Below are 17,764 nucleotides of genomic sequence, written 5' to 3'. Positions count from 1 at the left end.
CCGCCGTCGGCTGTGGGGCCGGCGACCGCGGAGCCGCCGATGTTGCGCCTAGGCTGCACGAGTGGCTGATGGGACTGATCAACCGACCGTCGCGAGCCTGCGCCGGGCGCTGCGTCGGGCGGCCGACGGCCGGGCGCTGGACCCGGACGAGGCGACCGTGCTGCTCGCCGCGCGCGGCGAGTTCCTCGACGAACTGCTGGCGACCGCCGGTCGGATCCGGGACGCCGGACTGGTCGACGCCGGCCGGCCGGGCGTGGTCACCTTCTCCAAGAAGGTCTTCGTCCCGCTGACCCGGCTCTGCCAGGACCGCTGCCACTACTGCACCTTCGCGACCGTGCCGCACCGGCTGCCCGCCGCCTTCCTGGAGCGGGACGAGGTGCTGGCGATCGCGGCGGCCGGTGCCGCGCAGGGCTGCAAGGAGGCGCTCTTCACCCTCGGCGACCGGCCCGAGCAGCGCTGGCCGCAGGCCCGGCAGTGGCTGACCGAGCGGGGCTTCGACTCGACACTGGACTACCTCCGGGCCTGCGCCATCGCGGTACTGGAGGAGACCGGCCTGCTGCCGCACCTCAACCCGGGCGTGCTCTCCTGGGCCGAGCTGCAACGGCTCAAGCCGGTGGCGCCGAGCATGGGGATGATGCTGGAGACCACCGCCACCCGGCTCTGGTCCGAGCCGGGCGGACCGCACTACGGCTCGCCGGACAAGGAGCCGGCGGTCCGGCTGCGGGTGCTGGCCGACGCCGGGCGGGTCGCCGTGCCCTTCACCACCGGCATCCTGATCGGGATCGGCGAGACGCCCGCCGAGCGGGTCGACTCGATCTTCGCCATCCGGCGCAGTGCCCGGGAGTACGGGCACATCCAGGAAGTCATCGTGCAGAACTTCCGGGCCAAGCCGGACACCGCGATGCGCGGGATGCCCGACGCCGAGCTGCACGAGCTGGCCGCCACCGTGGCGGTGGCCCGGATCCTGCTCGGGCCGGGCGCCCGGATCCAGGCGCCGCCGAACCTGATCGAGGGGGAGTACGACCTGCTGCTGCGGGCCGGCATCGACGACTGGGGCGGCGTGTCGCCGGTGACCCCGGACCACGTCAACCCGGAGCGCCCCTGGCCGCACCTGGACGAGCTGGCGGCGCGTACCGCAGCCGCCGGGTTCACCCTGCGGGAGCGGTTGACGGTCTACCCCGAGTACGTCCGGCGGGCCGACCCGTGGCTCGATCCCCGGCTCGCCGCGCACGTCGCCGCGCTCGCCGATCCGGCGACCGGGCTGGCGGTCGAGTCGGCCCGGCCGGTCGGCCGTCCCTGGCAGGAGCCGGACGACGCCTTCGTGCCGGGCGGCCGCACCGACCTGCACGCCACCATCGACACCACCGGCCGGAGCGCCGACCGGCGCGGCGACTTCGACTCCGTCTACGGCGACTGGGCGGAGGTGGGCGCCCGGGTCCCGACGCCCGCCCCGGACACCACCGCCGGCACTCCGGCTACCGCCTCCGCCTCCGGTGGCTCCTCCGCCGCTTCGGGGCCGGGGCTGGCGGCCGATCCCGACCTGCGGGCCGGGCTGCGGCTCGCCGCCGACGACCCGGCCGCGCTGCTGGAGCCCCGGCACGAGGCGGCGGCGCTGGCCCTCTTCGCCGCCGACGGGCCGGCCTTGGACGAGCTGTGCCGGATCGCCGACGAGGTGCGCCGGGACGCCGTCGGCGACGACGTGACCTACGTGGTCAACCGCAACATCAACTTTTCCAACGTCTGCTACGTGGGCTGCCGGTTCTGCGCCTTCGCGCAGCGGGAGCGGGACGCCGACGCGTACCGGCTCTCGGTGGAGCAGGTCGCCGACCGGGCCGAGCAGGCGTGGGCGGGGGGCGCCACCGAGGTCTGCATGCAGGGCGGCATCGATCCCAAGCTGCCGGTCACCGCGTACGCCGACCTGGTGCGGGCGATCAAGGCCCGGGTGCCGGGCATGCACGTGCACGCGTACTCGCCGATGGAGATCGTCACCGGGGCGGCCAAGGCCGGCGTGTCGATCCGGGAGTGGCTGACCGAGCTGCGCGACGCGGGGCTGGACACCATCCCGGGTACCGCCGCCGAGATCCTCGACGACGAGGTGCGCTGGGTGCTCACCAAGGGCAAACTGCCGGCCGCCACCTGGGTCGAGGTGGTCGGCACCGCGCACGAGCTGGGCATCCGGTCCAGCTCCACGATGATGTACGGCCACGTCGACCACCCCCGGCAGTGGCTGGGCCACTTCCGGGTACTGGCCGGTTTGCAGGACCGGACCGGTGGCTTCACCGAGTTCGTCGCACTGCCCTTCGTGCACACCAACGCGCCGATCTACCTCGCCGGCATCGCCCGGCCCGGTCCCACCTGGCGGGAAAATCGGGTGGTGCACGCCATGGCCCGGTTGCTGCTGCACGGCCGGATCGACAACATCCAGTGCTCCTGGGTCAAGCTCGGCGACTCCGGCACCGCCGAACTGCTCCGGAGCGGCTGCAACGATCTCGGCGGCACGCTGATGGAGGAGACGATCTCCCGGATGGCCGGCTCGGACCACGGCTCGGCGCGTACGGTGGCCCAGCTGGTGCGGATCGCGGCCGCCGCCGGCCGGCGGGCCCGCCCCCGGACGACCGTCTACGGGTACGCCGGCTGACCGTCGTCGGCGCCGCCACCGAATGCCTTCGACAGGGCGCGCCGGGCTCGCCACGCCGGATATCCGACGCAACTCGCCGGGCGGGCGTTACCCGCACCGGGTCTGAATCGATAGGGCAGGTGTTGCGAGACCCGATGACTCCACGAGTCGTCCGGGCACGCGGTAGGGGTGACTCCACCTAGCAGGTTCGGCTTGACGACGCACGTATAACACACGTGTAATTTCAGTGGGGTCGTTCGTACGGAGCGCATCAAATCGCTACCGGGCGGACAAACACGCCTTCCGCGTGGGGGGTTGCGCCGGCTGCCGCGCCGGTGCGCGATAAGGAGGCAACTGGATGGACGGCCGACTCGAGGTGGCCGACCTGCTCGGAAATGCTCCGGAGTGGCAAGAGCGGGCGCTCTGCTCGCAGACCGATCCGGAAGCGTTTTTTCCCGAGAAGGGCGGCTCGACCCGCGAGGCGAAGCGGATCTGCTCCCGGTGTGAGGTCAAGGCCGAGTGTCTGGAATACGCACTCGGGCACGACGAACGGTTCGGGATCTGGGGCGGGTTGTCCGAACGCGAACGGCGCAAGTTGAAGCGTCGCGTCGCCTGAGCGGCCGCGCCCGGGTGGTGGGGGCCGCCCGGGTCAGGCCAGCTCGTCGGGATCGACGCCGAGCAGGTTCGCGACCTGCTCGATGATCACATCGTGCACCAGGTCGGCGAGGTCCTCGCGGTCGATCGCGCGGAACTCCAGGGGGCGACGGTAGAGCACGATCCGGGGTGGCACCTCCTGGCGCCCCGGGCGCCCGGGCAGCAGCCGGGCCAGCGGGACCTCGCCGTCCTCGAGTACGTCCGAGTCGTAGACGTTGAGGTCCGGCGGTACGTCCTCGACCGCGAACTCGACCCCGGCCAGTTCCTTGGCGAACCGCCGCTCCAGGGTCTCCACGGTGTCCAGGACCAGGTCGTCGAAGATCTCCGATTTGGTCCGGGCCAGCGGGACGGTGGCCGGAACGAGTCGGCCACGCAGCCCGCGCCCGTGCCGGTCCCGGCGCGACCGGCGCCCGGAACCCGGCCGGCGGTTCTCCGGACTGGACATCTGCACCCCGCTTCACTCCTCGTGGACAGCCGCCCACGACGACAGGGTAGACCTGGTCCGTTCAAGATCGGCTCGGGGATTCGGCCGTGTCGGAGCGGGACGCCCGGAATGTGATCACCGCTACCGGCGTGTCGCATGCCCAAGCGTGGTGGCGGAGCCGGTAATGGAGATACCGTGCCGCCGTGAGGTCACCACGGCGTTGCTCCCGCAACGGCTGCCCCCGACAGGCCGTAGCCACGCTGACCTATGTCTACAACGAGTCCACAGCCGTGGTGGGCCCGCTGGCGGCCTTCGCCGAGCCGCACACCTACGACCTCTGCGAGCCGCACGCCCGGAGCCTGACCGCCCCCCGGGGCTGGGACGTGGTCCGGCACGAGGGGGAGTTCGAGCCGCCCCCGCCGACCACCGACGACCTGGTGGCGCTCGCCGAGGCGGTCCGGGAGGCGGCCCGGCCGGCGCCGCCCCGCCCGGACGAGATCGAGAGCGACCAGCACCACGGTCAGCAGACCGGCCGGCGCGGTCACCTCCGGGTCATCCCGCCCAGCCACTGACCGGCCGCCCTACCGGGCCCCGGGTGCCACCGCCGCCAGGTCGGCGACGCTGCCGGCCATGATCGTGCGGACGTGCGCGGTGAGGTGTTCCAGCGGCCAGTCCCACCAGGCCAGCTCCAGCAGCCGGCTGACGTCCTCGTCGCCGTACCGGCGCCGGATCAGCCGTGCCGGGTTGCCGCCGACGATGCCGTAGTCGGGTACGTCGTCGACGACCACCGAACCGGCGGCGACGACCGCGCCACTGCCGATCCGTACCCCCGGCATCACCGTCGCCCGGTAGCCCAACCAGACGTCGTGGCCGACCACGGTGTCACCCCGGCCCGGCAGCCCGGTGATCAGGTCGAAATGCTCCGCCCAGGAACCGCCCATGATCGGGAACGGGAAGGTCGACGGACCGTCCATCCGGTGGTTGGCGCCGTTCATCAGGAACCGGACGCCCTCGCCCAACGCGCAGAACCTCCCGATGACCAGCCGCTCCGGGCCGTAGTGGTACAGCACGTTGCGGGTCTCGAAGGCGGTCGGATCATCCGGGTCGTCGTAGTACGAGAACTCCCCGACCTCGATCAACGGGGAGGTGACCAGCGGTTTCAGCAGCACCACCCGGGGCTGCCCGGGCATCGGGTGCAGCACGTCCGGGTCGGCCGGAATTCCGGGCATCACGATCGCCTCCTCGGTGACGTACCCATGATCGCAAGCCGGTGCCGCCGCCAGTACCATTTCGGGTCCGTCGATAGGCTGAGCCGCCATGGAGCACCGTCATCTGGGCCGCAGCGGCCTGCTGGTCAGCGAGATCACCTACGGCAACTGGCTCACCCACGGCGAGCTGGTGGCGAGGGAGGCGGCGCTGAGCTGCGTACGGGCCGCGCTGGACGCCGGGATCACCACCTTCGACACCGCCGACGTCTACGCCCGGGGCGCCGCCGAGGAACTGCTCGGCGAGGCACTGCGCGGGGTACGCCGCGAATCGGTGGAGATCGCGACCAAGGTCTGCCTGCCCACCGGAGACGGCCCCAACGACCGGGGTCTGTCCCGCAAGCACGTCTTCGAGTCCTGCCACGCCTCGCTGCGCCGGCTCGGCACCGACTACGTCGACCTCTACCAGGCGCACCGCTTCGACGACCGGACGCCGCTGGCGGAGACGCTGCTCGCCTTCGACGACCTGGTCCGGCAGGGCAAGGTGCGCTATCTCGGCGTCTCCGAGTGGACGGCGGCGCAGATCCGAGCCGCCCTGGAGATCGCCGACCGACTCGGGCTGCGCAACCGGATCGTCGCCAACCAGCCGCAGTACAACATGCTCTGGCGGGTGATCGAGCCCGAGGTGGTGCCGCTCTGCGAGGCGGCGGGGATCGGCCAGATCGCCTTCCAGCCGCTCGCCCAGGGGGTGCTGACCGGCAAGTACCGGCCCGGCCAGGAACCGCCGGAGGGCTCCCGGGCGGCCAGCGGTGGCCGGGCGCCCACCTTCATCCGCCGGGTACTCGGTGACCGGCTGCTCCGCCAGGTCCAGCAACTGCGCCCGATCGCCGACGAGGCCGGCCTGTCGATGGCGCAGCTCGCGATCGCCTGGACCCTGCGGCGTCCCGCCGTCAGCACCGCCCTGATCGGAGCGTCCCGGCCGGAGCAGGTCACCGAGAACGCGGCGGCGGCCGGGGTACGCCTCGACGACACCCTGATGCGCCGGATCGACGAGACACTGGGCGACCTGGTCGAGACCGACGCCGGCAAGACCGCCCAGATGATGGCGGTCAAGCCCGACTGGGCCGCCCCGGCACCCGCCATCGGATGACCGGGGCGCGGGCGGTCAGCAGACGAGTTCGCGGATCGTCCGGGTCACCGTGCTGAAGCCGGCGGCGGCCAGGAAGGCGAGGTAGTCGCCCTGGCCGGCGTCGGCGTAGTCGAGCAGCCGGGTCACCTCGCCCAGCCGGAGCCACGCGGCGGCCTGGCCGAGCAACCAGCCGCCCACCCCCTGCCGCCGGTGCGACTCGGCGACCCACAGCTCCCCGACGTCCGCCCAGCCGCCGAGCCGGGACATCCGGGCGCCGGTGTCCAGGTTGGTGTCCACCTCGACGAAGCCGAGCACGGCCTCGTCGCGTACCGCCGAGATGCGGGTGCCGTTGCCGCCGACGGTCCGGCGCGAGGCCAGCCCCGGCAGTGGCGGGGGACCGGGGCGCAGCAGGTCGGCGACGTCGGCCACCAGCACGATCTCGGTACGCCCCTCGGCGCGGAAACCGGCCCGCCGGTAGATCGCGGCGACGTGCGGCCACTGCTCGGGTACGCCGTAGACGCCGGGTGCCGGCAGGGCGCCGTCGGCGTACCGGGGGCTGGCGTTCCAGCGGGCGAGCTGGGCGAGGCAGGCGGCGGCGAGCAGGTCGCCGGCCTCCGAGGCGTCCGGCCGGTACGGCGCCTCCGGCCAACAGACCAGCCAGCGGATCTCACCGGCCCCCCGGTACCGGCGTGCCACGTCCTCGTCGCGCCGGTAGCGCAGCAGCAGCGCCGCCGCCACGATCCGGCCCCGCTGCTCGGCGACCAGCGCCACCCGCTCGGCCACCCAGGGGTCGACGACGAACTCGCCGGGCTCGCGTTCGAGTTGGCTGAGCAGTCCCTGCACCGAGACGGAGACGTTGGGGAGTACGGCACCGATGTGCGCGTTGACCAGGGTGGTCACCTGTTCCCGGTCGGAGCGGGCGAACCGGCGCACCGAAATGGACGACATCTGCGGACCTCCACGCGTGGACACGACGCGAACTGGGAGACTCCGCCACCGGTGCGGTACGCCGACCAGGATATCAAGCTTGGGCCGGCGTAGCCGTCGGTCTCGGGCACACCGGAATCCTAGGTGGACTCGCCGACACCGGTCCGGGCGAAGACCCGCCGGAACGCGGTTCGGGTCGGCTCGCCGCGCCCCCGGTCGAGTACGGCGAAGACCACCCGCTCGAACCACGGGCTCTCCCGCAGCGCCTCGGCGAAGGCCGTCGCCACGGTCGCCGGGTCGTTGCCGAAGACGCCGCAACCCCAGGCGCCGAGGACGAGCTGCCGGTGCCCGTGACCGGCGGCGACCGCGAGTATCCGGGCGGCGCGTCGGCGCAGCAGGGTCGGGACGTCGGCGACCCGGTCGGGCTGGTTGCGGCGCATCGCGGAGAGGTTGGGCGCCGCCGAGGTCAGGAACGAGACCGGGTACGGCGCCGCCAGCGGGACGCCCGCGTCGTCCCGGAACACGGGTACCTGCGGCGAGTAGACGACCCGGTCGCTGTAGCCGAGGTCCGGGTCGGCCCGGTGCGCGAGGTAGAAGTCCCAGGCGGCCCGGAGACACGGGTAGAGCGCCGAGGCGCGGGCGATGCTCTCCTCCTGGGCCTGGGCGCCGTTGAGGAAGCCGCCGCCGGGATTGCGGGCCGAGGCGAAGACCAGGCAGGCCCGGTCGCCGTCGAGCCGGCGGCACGCCGCCAGGCTGGACTCCCCGGTCACCTCGATCGCGGGCGGCTCGGGCAGCGGCTCCGGCGTGCGCAGCGGTGCGTCGGGCAGCAGCAACCGGGTGCCGGCCACCGCCCGGGCCACCTCGGCGGCGATGGCCACCTGCCCGCCCTGGCCGGTCCGGTAGGACCCCCGGTCCAGCGCCGCCACCGTCTCCTGGGCGATCGCCCTCAGCCGCCTGCTCACCCTGCCATCCTGCTCGATCGTCGACGCCGTCACGACCGGGTTTCGCCGGGCCGGAACCGGGGGCACGGCGGGCAGACCCGCCCGCCGTACCCCCGCCGGTCGGTCAGGGCTGGGCGCGCGGCCCCTCCGGGTCGAGACTGTCGATGAACTCGTGCGGGTGGTCCGCCTCGACGCTGGTCCGGGCGGCCTTCGCCTCCGCCGTCATCTGCGCCGCGACCCGGTCGGTCGGCACGCCCGCCTGCCGGGCGCCGTCGACCACCTCGCCGTACGCCTGGTCGGCGTAGGCGTGCGCGGCGGCGTACTCGTGGCCGGCCAGCGCCGCCTTGGCCCGGCCGAGCAGCCGGTCCGCCGCCGCCAACTCGTCCCGGGCCCGGTGCGCGCGGGGCGAGTCGAGGACGTCCGCGGCGAGCCGGTTGGCCGCCTCGTTGTACGCCGCCGTCAGGAACCGGTCGCTGTTGTCGTGGTCGAACTGGCTGAAGTCCCAGTTGAGGTCGATGTAGCTCATCATCGAGTTGGTCTGGTCGCCCGCGCCGACGAAATAGAACTCGTCGGCCGGACCGTAGTCCACTCCGGACGCGCTGTCGTACCCGTCGTGCGGGTGGCTCATCCCGAGATGGTGACCCACCTCGTGGATGAGTGTGGTGGTCAGCCCGTACCCGGACTCCACGATCTCCGGCGAGATGAACCCGAAGACGTACGTCTGGGTGCCGTCGACGTAGTTGTCGTCGGCGAAGCCGAGGGCCGGGGTGATGGTGCCCTCCGGTACCGCGTAGCTGAACATCGGCAGCTCGTAGTCGACCCGGCCCTGGTCGTCCTGGGTACGGGCCAGCTCCTTGCGGTTCTGGAGATAGAAGTTGGCGAAGCCGGGGAAGCCGGTCTCCGGATAGCAGGAGACGTCCTCCTCGACCGCCAGCCGGTAGCAGCGCTCGGCCTCACCGGTGAACGGGAGGTCCTGGCTGTCGTAGTCGAGCCTGTTGCGCCAGCGCAGCTCGCGCAGCTCGGCGAGGAGCAGGTCCGGCTTGACGTAGGTCTTCGAGGCGTCCACGCCCGGCCAGCCCTCGTAGACGTTGCTGTCCAGGTTGATCGAGCGCGGCGGCTGCGCCGTGGGCAGCTCCGCCGGGTAGAGCGGCGAGCTGGTGAAGAGCAGGTTCAGTGCGACGTACCGGGTGATCAGGCCGAGGTCACCGGCGAGCCTGTCGGGTGCCCGGTAGCCACCGGCGGTGTACTCCCAGGTCGGCGGCATCCGGTAGTCCTCGACGCCGTTGCCGTCGAGGTCCCGCTCGTCGACGTTCCAGTTGGAGGTCCAGGACTCCGGGCCGGCCGACAGGTCGTGGAACCAGACCCGACGGGTGGAGCCGAGCCCGTCCTCCTCGTCCCGCGCCGTGGTACCGCCCCAGGCGATGATCTTGCGGCTGTCCCGTTCGACGCCGAAGTTGTATCCGGTGTCCGGGTCCGGCTCGTTGGTCTTGGTGTAGACGTGGAACCGGAAGTCGGACCGCCCGTACCAGTTGATCAGGAAGACGGTGTTCCGTCGGGTGTCCACTCCGGACGGGGGATGTTTGGCCAGCCACCGCTCGACGCTCGGCGCGTCGATGTGGTGGTTGCCGGTGATGTCGAGGACGTTGCGCTGCTGCGCGTTGTACTCCGACTGGAGCGCGGTCAACGGGGCCGGCCGGGCCAGCCGCTTCAGCTCGCCGAAGAACCGGTCCTCGTACCGCCGGTCGGCGTAGCTGATCCGGTAGTCGTACGTGTAGTGCAGGCCCAGCTTCTCCCGGACGTCGTACATCAGCCGGGACCGGACCACCGGTTCGTAGCCGCGCGGCAGTTCCGCCTGGTACGCCGAGCGGGGCACCTGGTCCGGCTCGTAGCCGACGAAGACCACGTTGACCGGTACCCGTTCGGTCAGCCGTGGCTGGCCGCCCGGGTCGAGGTGCGGGTAGCGGGCCGTCGCGGCCTGGCTCGCCGGTGCCAGCGACAGCGACAGCACGGTGAGCACCGCCGTGGCGGCCGCCACGGCGATGGTGCGTCTGGTTCTCATTCGGTGACCTTCCGCCGTCCGAGGGGTCGACGCTCGTCGTGGAACTTGCGTCGTCCGAGCGTACGTCCCCTGTGGATGTCAGGCCATCCGTCGGCATCAGTTTCTGCCGACCCGGCGCGGGGCTACTCGGCGGAGTCCCGGCCGGCGCCGTCCTCCCGGGTCAGCTCGGCGAGGTCCTCGGCGCCGAGGCGCAGGTCGGCGGTCGCCTCGCCGGACGCATGCCGGTGGCGTCCCGGAGCGGGCCGACCCTGGCCGCGATCACCAGCCCCGCCGGGTACGGCGGCAGCGCCTCCCGGATCAGTTCGGGCTGCGCGGTGCGAGCATCGCCGCGACCGGCGTCTTCGCGAAGTCGGTGCTGCTGTCGTAGTCGGTGCTCCGGCTGACGTCGGCCCAGGCGGTGGCCTCCCGGGAGCGGAACCGGGCCGACTCCTCGGCCAGCCGCAGCGCGTCGGAGCCGAGCAGCAGCCGCAGCGGCGGTACGGCGAGCCCGACGAGGTCGGCGATCACCCGGGCGGCCCGTTCCGGGTCGCCGGCCTGCTGACCGTCCATGTCGCGGCGCAGCGCGTGCAGCCGCCCGACGGTCTGCTGGTAGTCCTCGCCCACCTCGGCCATCCGCATCGACGCACCGCCCCAGTCGGTACGGAAGGCGCCGGGCTCGACGATGGTGACCCGGATGCCGAAGGGCCTGACCTCGTTGTAGAGCACCTCGGAGAAGCCCTCCACGGCGAACTTGGCGGCCTGGTAGGCGCCGAGCCCCGGCGTCCCGCCGACCCGTCCGCCGACGGAGGAGAACTGGAGGAAGTGCCCGGAGCGGCGCGCCCGCAGCACCGGCAGGGCCGCCCGGGTGACGTTGACGACGCCGAAGAGGTTCGTCTCGACCTGTGCCCGGAAGTCCTCCTCGGCCATCTCCTCGATCGGCGCGCTGTTGGCGTACCCGGCGTTGTTGGCCACCACGTCCAGGCCGCCGAAGGTCTCCACGGCGGTCCGTACCGCCGCCCGGGCGGCCTCCGGGTCGGTGACGTCGAGGGCGTACGGCCGCACCTGGTCGCCGTACCGGCTGACGAAGTCGTCGAGCTGCTCGGGCTGCCGGGCGGTGGCGAGCAGGTTGTCACCCCGGTCCAGCACCTCCTGGCTGAGCGCCCGGCCCAGGCCCCGGGAACTCCCGGTGATCAGCCACGTCTTGGCCATGCTCTCGATTCCCTTCGGCGCGGGTCGTCGGGTGGGACCGGGTCGGCTCCTCCGTGCTCGACTCTGCTACGCCCGCCGCCGCAGGGGCCGGAAAGCCGCCCGCCGCCACCCGTCCGGCTGACCCGCCCACCCGGCCGGGCTTCCCGGGCGACCGGCGCCCCGCGTCGCCGGTCGCCCGGAGTGCGTCCCCCGCCGGTGGTCCGGAGCCGCACGCCTCGGCCGTCGCCGGTTCACCAGGCCCACGCCTCCGGACCCGGCCCGCCGGAGCCGACCGGTGGAAACAGCTCGTCGAGTCGGGTCAGGGTGCCGGGGTCGAGCGTGGTCCGCACCGCGCGCACCGCCAGGTCGAGCTGGTCGGCCGACCTGGGGCCGACGATCGGCGCGGTGACGCCGGGACGGGACAGCAGCCAGGCCAGCGCGACGGTGGCCGGCTCCTCGCCCAGCTCGGCGCAGAGCTTCTCGTACCCGGTCAGGGCCGCCCGGTGCGGCTCCACCCGCTCGGCGGCGTGCAGCACGCTCCGGCCGGGAACCCCGTCCCGGATCTTGCGGATCGCTCCGGAGAGCGCGCCGAAGTGCAGCGGGGAGTAGGGCAGGATCCCGATGCCGAGGTCGATCGCCGCCGGCACCACCTCCAACTCCACGAACCGGGTGAGCAGGTTGTACTTGCACTGCTCGGAGACGAGGCCGAGGAAGTGGCGCCGGTCGGCGGCGGCCTGGGCCCGGGCCAGGTGCCAGCCGGCGAAGTTGGACGAGCCGACGTACCGGATCTTGCCCTGCATCACCAGGGTCTCCATCGCCTGCCAGATCTCCTCCCACGGCGTCTCCCGCTGCACGTGGTGCATCTGGTAGAGATCGATCCAGTCGGTGCCGAGCCGGCGCAGCGAGGCGTCGCAGGCGGCGACGATGTGCCGGGCGGAGAGACCGCCGTCGTTGGGCCAGTCGCTCATCGGGGCGTAGACCTTGGTGGCGAGGACGATCCGGTCCCGCCGGCCGGTCTGGCCGAACCACCGCCCGATGAACCGCTCGGTGAGGCCGTCGCCGTCCTCCCGGCCGTACATGTCGGCGGTGTCGACGAAGTTGATCCCCTCGTCGTACGCCCGGTCCAGGACGAGGTGGCTCTGCTCCTCGTCGAGCTGCCAGCCGAAGTTCATCGTGCCGAGGCAGACCCGGCTGACGGTCAGGCCGGTCCGGCCGAGGTGGGTGTATTCCATGCCGGGGACGGTACGTCCGGGTTCCGGCTGGTCGGGAGCCGTTCGAGCGTGCTCGAATGGCAGCATGCTGCGGATCGAGTTCGCCCCGGCCGACCTGGCCCGGCTCAGGTTCGCGCACTCGCCGATGGTCGAGGTGCTGACCAGCCTCTTCGTGTTGGACCGGCCGGCCAGGTTCTGGATGTACGCGGGCTGGCGGCAGAGCGTCCTGCCGGCGCTCGCCGACGCTTCGCTGGGTACCCTCCGGGCGCTGGCCGCCGCGCCGACCTGCCAGGTGCCGGACTTCCTCACCCCGGTGCCGGCCACCGCCCGGCCGACCCTGGACGAGGAGCTGCGGGTGATCGCCGGCACGGCGCTGGACGTGGTCGCCGCCGAGGTGCACCGGACCTGGGCCGGGCACCCGGCGCCGCCGGAGATCGTCCGGTTCGGCACCGACCCGGCCGGCGGCCTGGCCGAGCTGGTCCGGGAGATCCGGCGGTACTTCGGACTGGCGATGGCGCCGGTCTGGCCCCGACTGCGGGCGGCCGCCGAGGGTGAGATCGCGCACCGGGCGCTGACCGCCGCCGAGCGCGGCCCCCGGGCGCTGCTGCGCGGCCTGCACCCGGAACTGGACTGGGACGGTACGGCGCTGCTGCTCGGTTCGGCCAAGGAGCGGCGGTGGGGCCTGGACGGGCACTCGCTGACCCTGCTGCCGGCCGGGTTCGCCGGCCCGATGCTCTATCCGGTCACCGACACGCCGACCGGCCGGGCGCTCTGGTATCCGCCCCGGGGTTACGGGCGGCTCTGGGCGGCGCCGGTGCCGGCCGGACCGGGGGTGTCGGCCGAGCCGCCTCCGCCAGCCGAGCCCCCTCCGCCGGCTCTGGCCGCGCTGCTCGGTCCGACCCGGGCGGCGGTGCTGACCCTGCTGGCGGTGCCGCACAGCACCGGCGAGGTGGCCGACGCCCTGCGGCTGGCCCCGGCGACCGCCTCGCACCACCTGACCACGCTGCGGGACGCCGGTCTGGTGGTCGGCGAGCGGGTCGGCCGGCGGCTGCGCTACCTGCGTACCGGGCTGGGGGAGCAGCTCGGGGGTGCGGCCGGTACACGCCCGGCGGGGCGGGCCTAGCGGAGCGCCCTGTCCGCCGCCCGCCCGGGAGTACGGGGGCGGCGGGTTCGAGGAGTTCGTCGCCAGGTCCCGGTCAGCCGAGGGTCGCCGTGGCGAGGGCACCCGGCTCGGGTCCGGCCTCGGCGACCACCCCGCCGTCCGGAGCCCAGATCCTCGACCGTCCGGCGGCGTCGGTGTAACCGCCACCGGTACGGCCGGCGAAGCTGGCGATCGCCACCCAGACCCGGTGGGCGGCGGCGACCCGGCGGGCCCGCTCCTGCTGCACGTGCCACTGCGCCGCCGAGTCCAGCGCGCCCGCGACGTACGCGTCGATGCCGAGCGCGGCGGTGTCGGCCGCGTGCCGGGGTACCCCGGTGTCCTTGCAGACCGCGAGCCCGAGCCGCCAGCCGGCCACCTCGACCACCGCCGGTGCCTCACCGGGAGCGAAATGCTCCGGCTCGGCCCCGCCCAGCCACATCTTCCGGTACGCCACCCGGGCGCCGTCGCCGTCGACGGCGAGGACGCCGATCTGCGGCCGTCCTCCCGGCCGGCCCGGCACCGGGGCACCGACCAGGGCCACCGCGCCGGTCTCCGCGCAGGCCGCCACGATCGGGGCGAGCCGGGGGTCGTCGGCGTCGACCGGCGCGGCGTCGAACTCGTACCCGGTGAGCGACATCTCGGGAAAGACCACCACCCGGGCCCGGGCGGCCCGGACCGCCTCGGCGTGGGCATCGGCGTTCGCCGGCACGTCGTACGCCAGGCAGCCCGGCTGGGCGACGGCGATGGTCAGCGGCTCTCGCACGCGCCCGATCGTAATCCGGAGCGCGGCACGCCGTCCGGGCCGGAGATGGTGGGTCCGGGCCGGAGGTGGTGGGACCGTCCGGCCCGGACGACGCCGCCGGTCAGACCAGAGTGGACCTCGGCGTCCCGGTCGCGGCCCGGGTGGCCGGCTCGGGGCGTTCGAGGGCGACCCGGGGCAGCCAGCGGCCGAGCCAGGACGGCAGCCACCAGGCGCGGGCGCCGAAGAGCTGCATCACCGCGGGCAGGATCAGGCAGCGGATGACGAAGCCGTCCACGAAGATCGCGACCGCCAGGCCGAGCCCGAACTGTTGCAGCATCCGGCCCGGGTCGAAGAGGAAGGCGCTGAAGACCACGATCATGATGGCGGCGGCGGCCGTCACCACCCGCCCGGTGGTGGCCAGACCCTCCCGGATCGCGCCGGAGGCGTCGCGGTGCCGCTCCCAGTGTTCGTGCATCCGGGACACCAGGAAGACCTCGTAGTCCATCGAGAGCCCGAAGACGATCGCGAAGATCAGTACGGGTACGAACGCCTCGACGGGACCGGGCTGGACGCCCAGGTTGCCGTACTGGAACACGTAGGTGATCACGCCGAGCGCGCTGGCCACGCTGAGCAGGTTGAGCAGCGCCGCCTTGACCGGGATGAGCAGGGAACGGAAGACGAGTACCAGCAGCAGCGCCGACAGCCCCACCACCACGACCACGAAGAGCGGCAGCCGGTCGGAGACCGCGTCGGCGAAGTCGACCGCCGCCGCCGTACCGCCGCCGATCGACACCTGCACGCCGGTGTTCCGCTCCACCGGCGGCAGCACCTCGGTGCGGAGCCGCTCCACCAGGTCCATCGTGGCCGCGTCCTGCGGGGCGGAGGTGGGGAAGAGCAGCAGCGTGTGCAGTTGCCCGTCGGGTGCCGGGAACGGCGGGGTGACCGTCGCGACCCCGACCGTCCCGGCCAGGGCGCTGCCCACCTCGGTCGCCGCCGGCTGGCCGCCCTCGACCACCACCACCAGTGGACCGTTCTGCCCCGGGCCGAACCCGGTCGAGATCAGGTCGTACGCCTGCCGGCTGGTCGAGGTCGGCGCGTCGCTGCCGGCGTCGGCAAAGCCCAGCCGCATGTCCAGGGCGGGTACCGCGAGCAGCACCAGCAGCGCCGTGGGGAGCAGCAGGGCCAGCCAGGGGCGGCGCTGCACGAACCTGGACCAGCGCCGCCACCCCGTGCCCTCGGCCCGCTTGGCCCGCTCGGCGCGGCGCCGGACGGCACGTTCGACGCGGCCGCCGACGATCCCCAGCAGCGCCGGGAGCAGGGTCAGCGAGGCGAGCATGGTGACCAGCACCGTCAGCGCCACCGCCACGGCCACGCCCTGGAGCGAGCCGAGGCCGAGGACGACGAGGCCGAGCAGGGCGATCACCACGGTGCAGGCGGCGAAGAAGACGGTACGGCCGGCGCTGTCCAGGGCGATCCGGGTGGCGGTGGCCCGGTCGGCGCCGCCCAGCAGCTCGGACCGGAAGCGGGAGAAGACCAGCAGCGCGTAGTCGATGCCGACGCCGAGCCCGACCAGCGCCATCAGCGGGGCGGTGTAGTCGGCGATCGTCGCGACGTGCGAGGCGAGTACGACCAGGCTGAGGGTGCTGCCCACCGCGAAGATCGCGATCCCGATCGGCAGCGCGGCGGCGAGCAGGGAACCGAAGAGGATCACCAGGATGACCAGGGCCGCCAGCAGGCCGGCGCCCTCCGCCGCGCCACCCTCGGACTCCTGGGCGGCCCGGACCGGGTCACCGGCCAACTCCACCCGCAGCCCGTCCCCGGCTGCCGCCTGGGCGGTCTCGATGACGGCCCGTACGTCCTGCGCCGGTACCTCCTCGCTGGGTCTGTCCAGGGAGACCGTGGCGTACCCGATGGTGCCGTCGGCGGAGACCGCCTGCGGGGAGTCGTACGGGCTGGTCAGCTCGGCCACCGAGGCCATCGCGCGTACCTGGCCGAGCATCGGCTCGACGCGTTGCCGGACCTCGGCGGTGCCGATGCCGCCGGGGTGGTGCAGGACGATCTGGACGCTGCCCGCCGTCTGCCGTGAACCGTGTTCCCGGAGCGTGTCGGTGGCGGCCTGTGACTCGGTGCCGGGCAGCGAGTGGTCGTTGTGGTAGTCCGCGCCGACCGCCTGGGCCGCCACGGCGAGGCCGACCAGCACGACGACCCAGCTCAGCAGCGCGGCCCAGCGCCGCCGGTACGCCCAGCCGGCCACCCGGGCGAAGAACCCGGCCCTGGCCGCCCCGGCCCGGCCCGACCGGTCCGGCGGTGCCTTGCCGTCGGGCCGCTCGGCCGGCGTTGATTCGGTGTGCATTGTCCGCTCTCCTCGCGTTCTCGGGTCCGCCCGCTGCTCGCTCCGCGCACCGCTCGTCGATGGGTTAGCAATCTACATGTAGGATAACTACATAAGCGGCGACGGCGCGCCGGGGCGCGGAGCGGCGCAGGGGTGGCGTGCGAGAGACGACGGGAGCGGTGCGGGTGTCCAAGCTGGACAGCGAGGGTTCTGCCCTAGGGGTGGAGTCTCAGCGGCAGCGCGGGATCAGCGGGAGGTCGCCGCGCGGGCCGTCGCGAGGCAGCGTGCCCCGTTGCGGGCCACCAGGAGCATCGGCAGGATCAGCACGACCACGGCGATCGGCAACCGCACCAGACCCATCGGGCCGGTGATCGGGCTGACGAGCGCGAGCATCAGGCCGATCGTGCTGAAGGTGCCCGCCACGGTGAAGGCGAAGATGCCGGTGAGCCGGATGTGCCGGGGGTTGGTGCCGAGTCGACGTACCCCGGTGCCGGAGGCCCAGACGGCGAGCAGCGCGACCACCACGGCCAGCATCCCCAGCCAGCTCACCAGCACGTCGAGCACGCCGGCCAGCCCGGGCATCGGGTCGGGTTCGGCCGCCTGCCAGGCGACCAGGTGCCAGATCGGCGGCTGCGCGACGAGAATGCCGAAGGCCAGCAGCGCCGTCCGCCGGCCCTGGGCGAGCGCGAGTTCGGCCTGGTATCCGGGGGCGATCCGGGAGACCTCACCGAAGTCGTGCACCGCGCGGCGGGCCGCCGCCTCGGGTGGCAGACCGAACTCCGCGTACGCCTCGGTCGCGTCCACCAGACTGTCCCGGGCCTCCCGGAGCAGGCCGCTCTTGACCCGCCGTGGCCCTCGCAGGGCACGGTCGAGTTCGGCGAGGTATCCGTCTATCGGGGCGGCCACGGCTCACTTTCTCTGGGTACCGGTGCCCCAGTATGCCCGGCTCGACCCGCCGGGTGGAACGCAGCCGACCCCGAGATTCCCCTGAACCGCAGCCCCTGACCGGACCTCCTCCTGGTCGGGGGTCGAGTGCGGTGAGGTGTCGCCGACACCGGGACCGTGCGAGACGATGGCTGGGTGAGACGTGTCGCGGCCCGGTCGAAGGTGACCCTGGAGGACGTGCGCGATCGACCGCCGGACCGGATACTCGCGGGCCGCCCGGGAGTTCGGCCTGGCGGACATCGGTGACGTCGGCCAGTTCCGCCGCGAGGA

The 17,764-nt window shown here is 73.3% G+C and carries 15 protein-coding genes; 5 read left to right on the top strand and 10 right to left on the bottom strand.

Annotation, left to right across the window (positions count from 1 at the left end; translation table 11 throughout):
* Window positions 1-61: 61 nt before the first annotated feature.
* Together C6W10_RS23375 and C6W10_RS23370 are read left to right on the top strand one after the other, a co-directional pair.
* Window positions 62-2,638 (top strand): bifunctional FO biosynthesis protein CofGH, encoded by a 2,577-nt coding sequence (locus C6W10_RS23375; RefSeq protein ID WP_107260523.1) that lies wholly within the window; start codon window positions 62-64, stop codon window positions 2,636-2,638.
* A gap of 337 nt (window positions 2,639-2,975) precedes the next feature.
* A complete protein-coding gene (locus C6W10_RS23370) occupies window positions 2,976-3,233 on the top strand; it encodes a WhiB family transcriptional regulator (protein WP_101367926.1) in 258 nt (85 codons plus the stop codon).
* 33 nt (window positions 3,234-3,266) lie between these two features.
* Here the strand turns inward: C6W10_RS23370 and C6W10_RS23365 are convergent, their stop codons facing one another.
* Complete coding sequence (locus tag C6W10_RS23365; RefSeq protein WP_107264217.1) at window positions 3,267-3,716, bottom strand: metallopeptidase family protein; 450 nt, start codon at window positions 3,714-3,716, stop codon at window positions 3,267-3,269.
* A 182-nt stretch (window positions 3,717-3,898) separates the two neighbouring features.
* Between C6W10_RS23365 and C6W10_RS23360 the strand changes: the two genes are divergently transcribed.
* Window positions 3,899-4,267: a DUF3499 domain-containing protein gene (locus C6W10_RS23360; RefSeq protein ID WP_107260521.1), complete on the top strand. Its 369-nt coding sequence runs from the start codon at window positions 3,899-3,901 to the stop codon at window positions 4,265-4,267.
* Window positions 4,268-4,276: 9 nt separating this feature from the next.
* Here the strand turns inward: C6W10_RS23360 and C6W10_RS23355 are convergent, their stop codons facing one another.
* Window positions 4,277-4,924 (bottom strand): CatB-related O-acetyltransferase, encoded by a 648-nt coding sequence (locus tag C6W10_RS23355; protein WP_107264216.1) that lies wholly within the window; start codon window positions 4,922-4,924, stop codon window positions 4,277-4,279.
* Window positions 4,925-5,012: 88 nt separating this feature from the next.
* On the opposite strand from C6W10_RS23355, the gene C6W10_RS23350 reads away from it, so the two are divergent.
* Entirely contained in the window at window positions 5,013-6,050 is a 1,038-nt protein-coding gene (locus C6W10_RS23350; protein WP_107260520.1) for an aldo/keto reductase family protein, read from the top strand.
* 15 nt (window positions 6,051-6,065) lie between these two features.
* On the opposite strand, the gene C6W10_RS23345 is transcribed toward C6W10_RS23350, so the two are convergent.
* The 5 genes from C6W10_RS23345 to C6W10_RS23325 all read right to left on the bottom strand — a co-directional run bounded on the left by C6W10_RS23345 (window position 6,066) and on the right by C6W10_RS23325 (window position 12,355).
* On the bottom strand, window positions 6,066-6,977 hold the full coding sequence (locus C6W10_RS23345) for a GNAT family N-acetyltransferase (RefSeq protein ID WP_107260518.1): 912 nt from the start codon (window positions 6,975-6,977) through the stop codon (window positions 6,066-6,068).
* A gap of 119 nt (window positions 6,978-7,096) precedes the next feature.
* Window positions 7,097-7,918 (bottom strand): TIGR02452 family protein, encoded by an 822-nt coding sequence (locus C6W10_RS23340; protein WP_107264215.1) that lies wholly within the window; start codon window positions 7,916-7,918, stop codon window positions 7,097-7,099.
* Between the two features lie 103 nt (window positions 7,919-8,021).
* Window positions 8,022-9,956: a hypothetical protein gene (locus C6W10_RS23335; protein WP_159104723.1), complete on the bottom strand. Its 1,935-nt coding sequence runs from the start codon at window positions 9,954-9,956 to the stop codon at window positions 8,022-8,024.
* A 297-nt stretch (window positions 9,957-10,253) separates the two neighbouring features.
* The gene (locus C6W10_RS23330) at window positions 10,254-11,144 is read right to left on the bottom strand and encodes an oxidoreductase (protein ID WP_107260514.1); all 891 of its coding nucleotides are present in this window, start codon (window positions 11,142-11,144) and stop codon (window positions 10,254-10,256) included.
* Window positions 11,145-11,374: 230 nt separating this feature from the next.
* Entirely contained in the window at window positions 11,375-12,355 is a 981-nt protein-coding gene (locus C6W10_RS23325) for an aldo/keto reductase (RefSeq protein ID WP_107260512.1), read from the bottom strand.
* Between the two features lie 64 nt (window positions 12,356-12,419).
* On the opposite strand from C6W10_RS23325, the gene C6W10_RS23320 reads away from it, so the two are divergent.
* Complete coding sequence (locus C6W10_RS23320) at window positions 12,420-13,457, top strand: metalloregulator ArsR/SmtB family transcription factor (RefSeq protein ID WP_107260510.1); 1,038 nt, start codon at window positions 12,420-12,422, stop codon at window positions 13,455-13,457.
* Between the two features lie 73 nt (window positions 13,458-13,530).
* Here C6W10_RS23320 and C6W10_RS23315 read toward each other — a convergent pair whose 3' ends face one another.
* The 3 genes from C6W10_RS23315 to C6W10_RS23305 all read right to left on the bottom strand — a co-directional run bounded on the left by C6W10_RS23315 (window position 13,531) and on the right by C6W10_RS23305 (window position 17,455).
* Window positions 13,531-14,238: a carbon-nitrogen hydrolase family protein gene (locus C6W10_RS23315; protein WP_107260508.1), complete on the bottom strand. Its 708-nt coding sequence runs from the start codon at window positions 14,236-14,238 to the stop codon at window positions 13,531-13,533.
* A gap of 100 nt (window positions 14,239-14,338) precedes the next feature.
* Complete coding sequence (locus C6W10_RS23310; protein ID WP_107260506.1) at window positions 14,339-16,570, bottom strand: MMPL family transporter; 2,232 nt, start codon at window positions 16,568-16,570, stop codon at window positions 14,339-14,341.
* 225 nt (window positions 16,571-16,795) lie between these two features.
* On the bottom strand, window positions 16,796-17,455 hold the full coding sequence (locus C6W10_RS23305; protein ID WP_199853732.1) for a permease prefix domain 1-containing protein: 660 nt from the start codon (window positions 17,453-17,455) through the stop codon (window positions 16,796-16,798).
* Window positions 17,456-17,764: the final 309 nt, after the last annotated feature.

It is taken from the genome of Plantactinospora sp. BB1 (assembly GCF_003030385.1).
Classification (GTDB): domain Bacteria; phylum Actinomycetota; class Actinomycetes; order Mycobacteriales; family Micromonosporaceae; genus Plantactinospora.
The sequence above is the reverse complement of the archived record's forward strand: the minus strand, read 5'-3'. Positions and strand labels throughout refer to the sequence as shown.

What these genes read in the sequence shown, in the direction of transcription:
- C6W10_RS23370 (WP_101367926.1), top strand. Translation starts at nt 2,976, where the DNA reads ATGGACGGCCGACTCGAGGTGGCCGACCTGCTCGGAAATGCTCCGGAG.
- C6W10_RS23365 (WP_107264217.1), bottom strand. Translation starts at nt 3,716, where the DNA reads ATGTCCAGTCCGGAGAACCGCCGGCCGGGTTCCGGGCGCCGGTCGCGC.
- C6W10_RS23355 (WP_107264216.1), bottom strand. Translation starts at nt 4,924, where the DNA reads ATGCCCGGAATTCCGGCCGACCCGGACGTGCTGCACCCGATGCCCGGG.
- C6W10_RS23350 (WP_107260520.1), top strand. Translation starts at nt 5,013, where the DNA reads ATGGAGCACCGTCATCTGGGCCGCAGCGGCCTGCTGGTCAGCGAGATC.
- C6W10_RS23345 (WP_107260518.1), bottom strand. Translation starts at nt 6,977, where the DNA reads ATGTCGTCCATTTCGGTGCGCCGGTTCGCCCGCTCCGACCGGGAACAG.
- C6W10_RS23335 (WP_159104723.1), bottom strand. Translation starts at nt 9,956, where the DNA reads ATGAGAACCAGACGCACCATCGCCGTGGCGGCCGCCACGGCGGTGCTC.
- C6W10_RS23330 (WP_107260514.1), bottom strand. Translation starts at nt 11,144, where the DNA reads ATGGCCAAGACGTGGCTGATCACCGGGAGTTCCCGGGGCCTGGGCCGG.
- C6W10_RS23325 (WP_107260512.1), bottom strand. Translation starts at nt 12,355, where the DNA reads ATGGAATACACCCACCTCGGCCGGACCGGCCTGACCGTCAGCCGGGTC.
- C6W10_RS23320 (WP_107260510.1), top strand. Translation starts at nt 12,420, where the DNA reads ATGCTGCGGATCGAGTTCGCCCCGGCCGACCTGGCCCGGCTCAGGTTC.
- C6W10_RS23310 (WP_107260506.1), bottom strand. Translation starts at nt 16,570, where the DNA reads ATGCACACCGAATCAACGCCGGCCGAGCGGCCCGACGGCAAGGCACCG.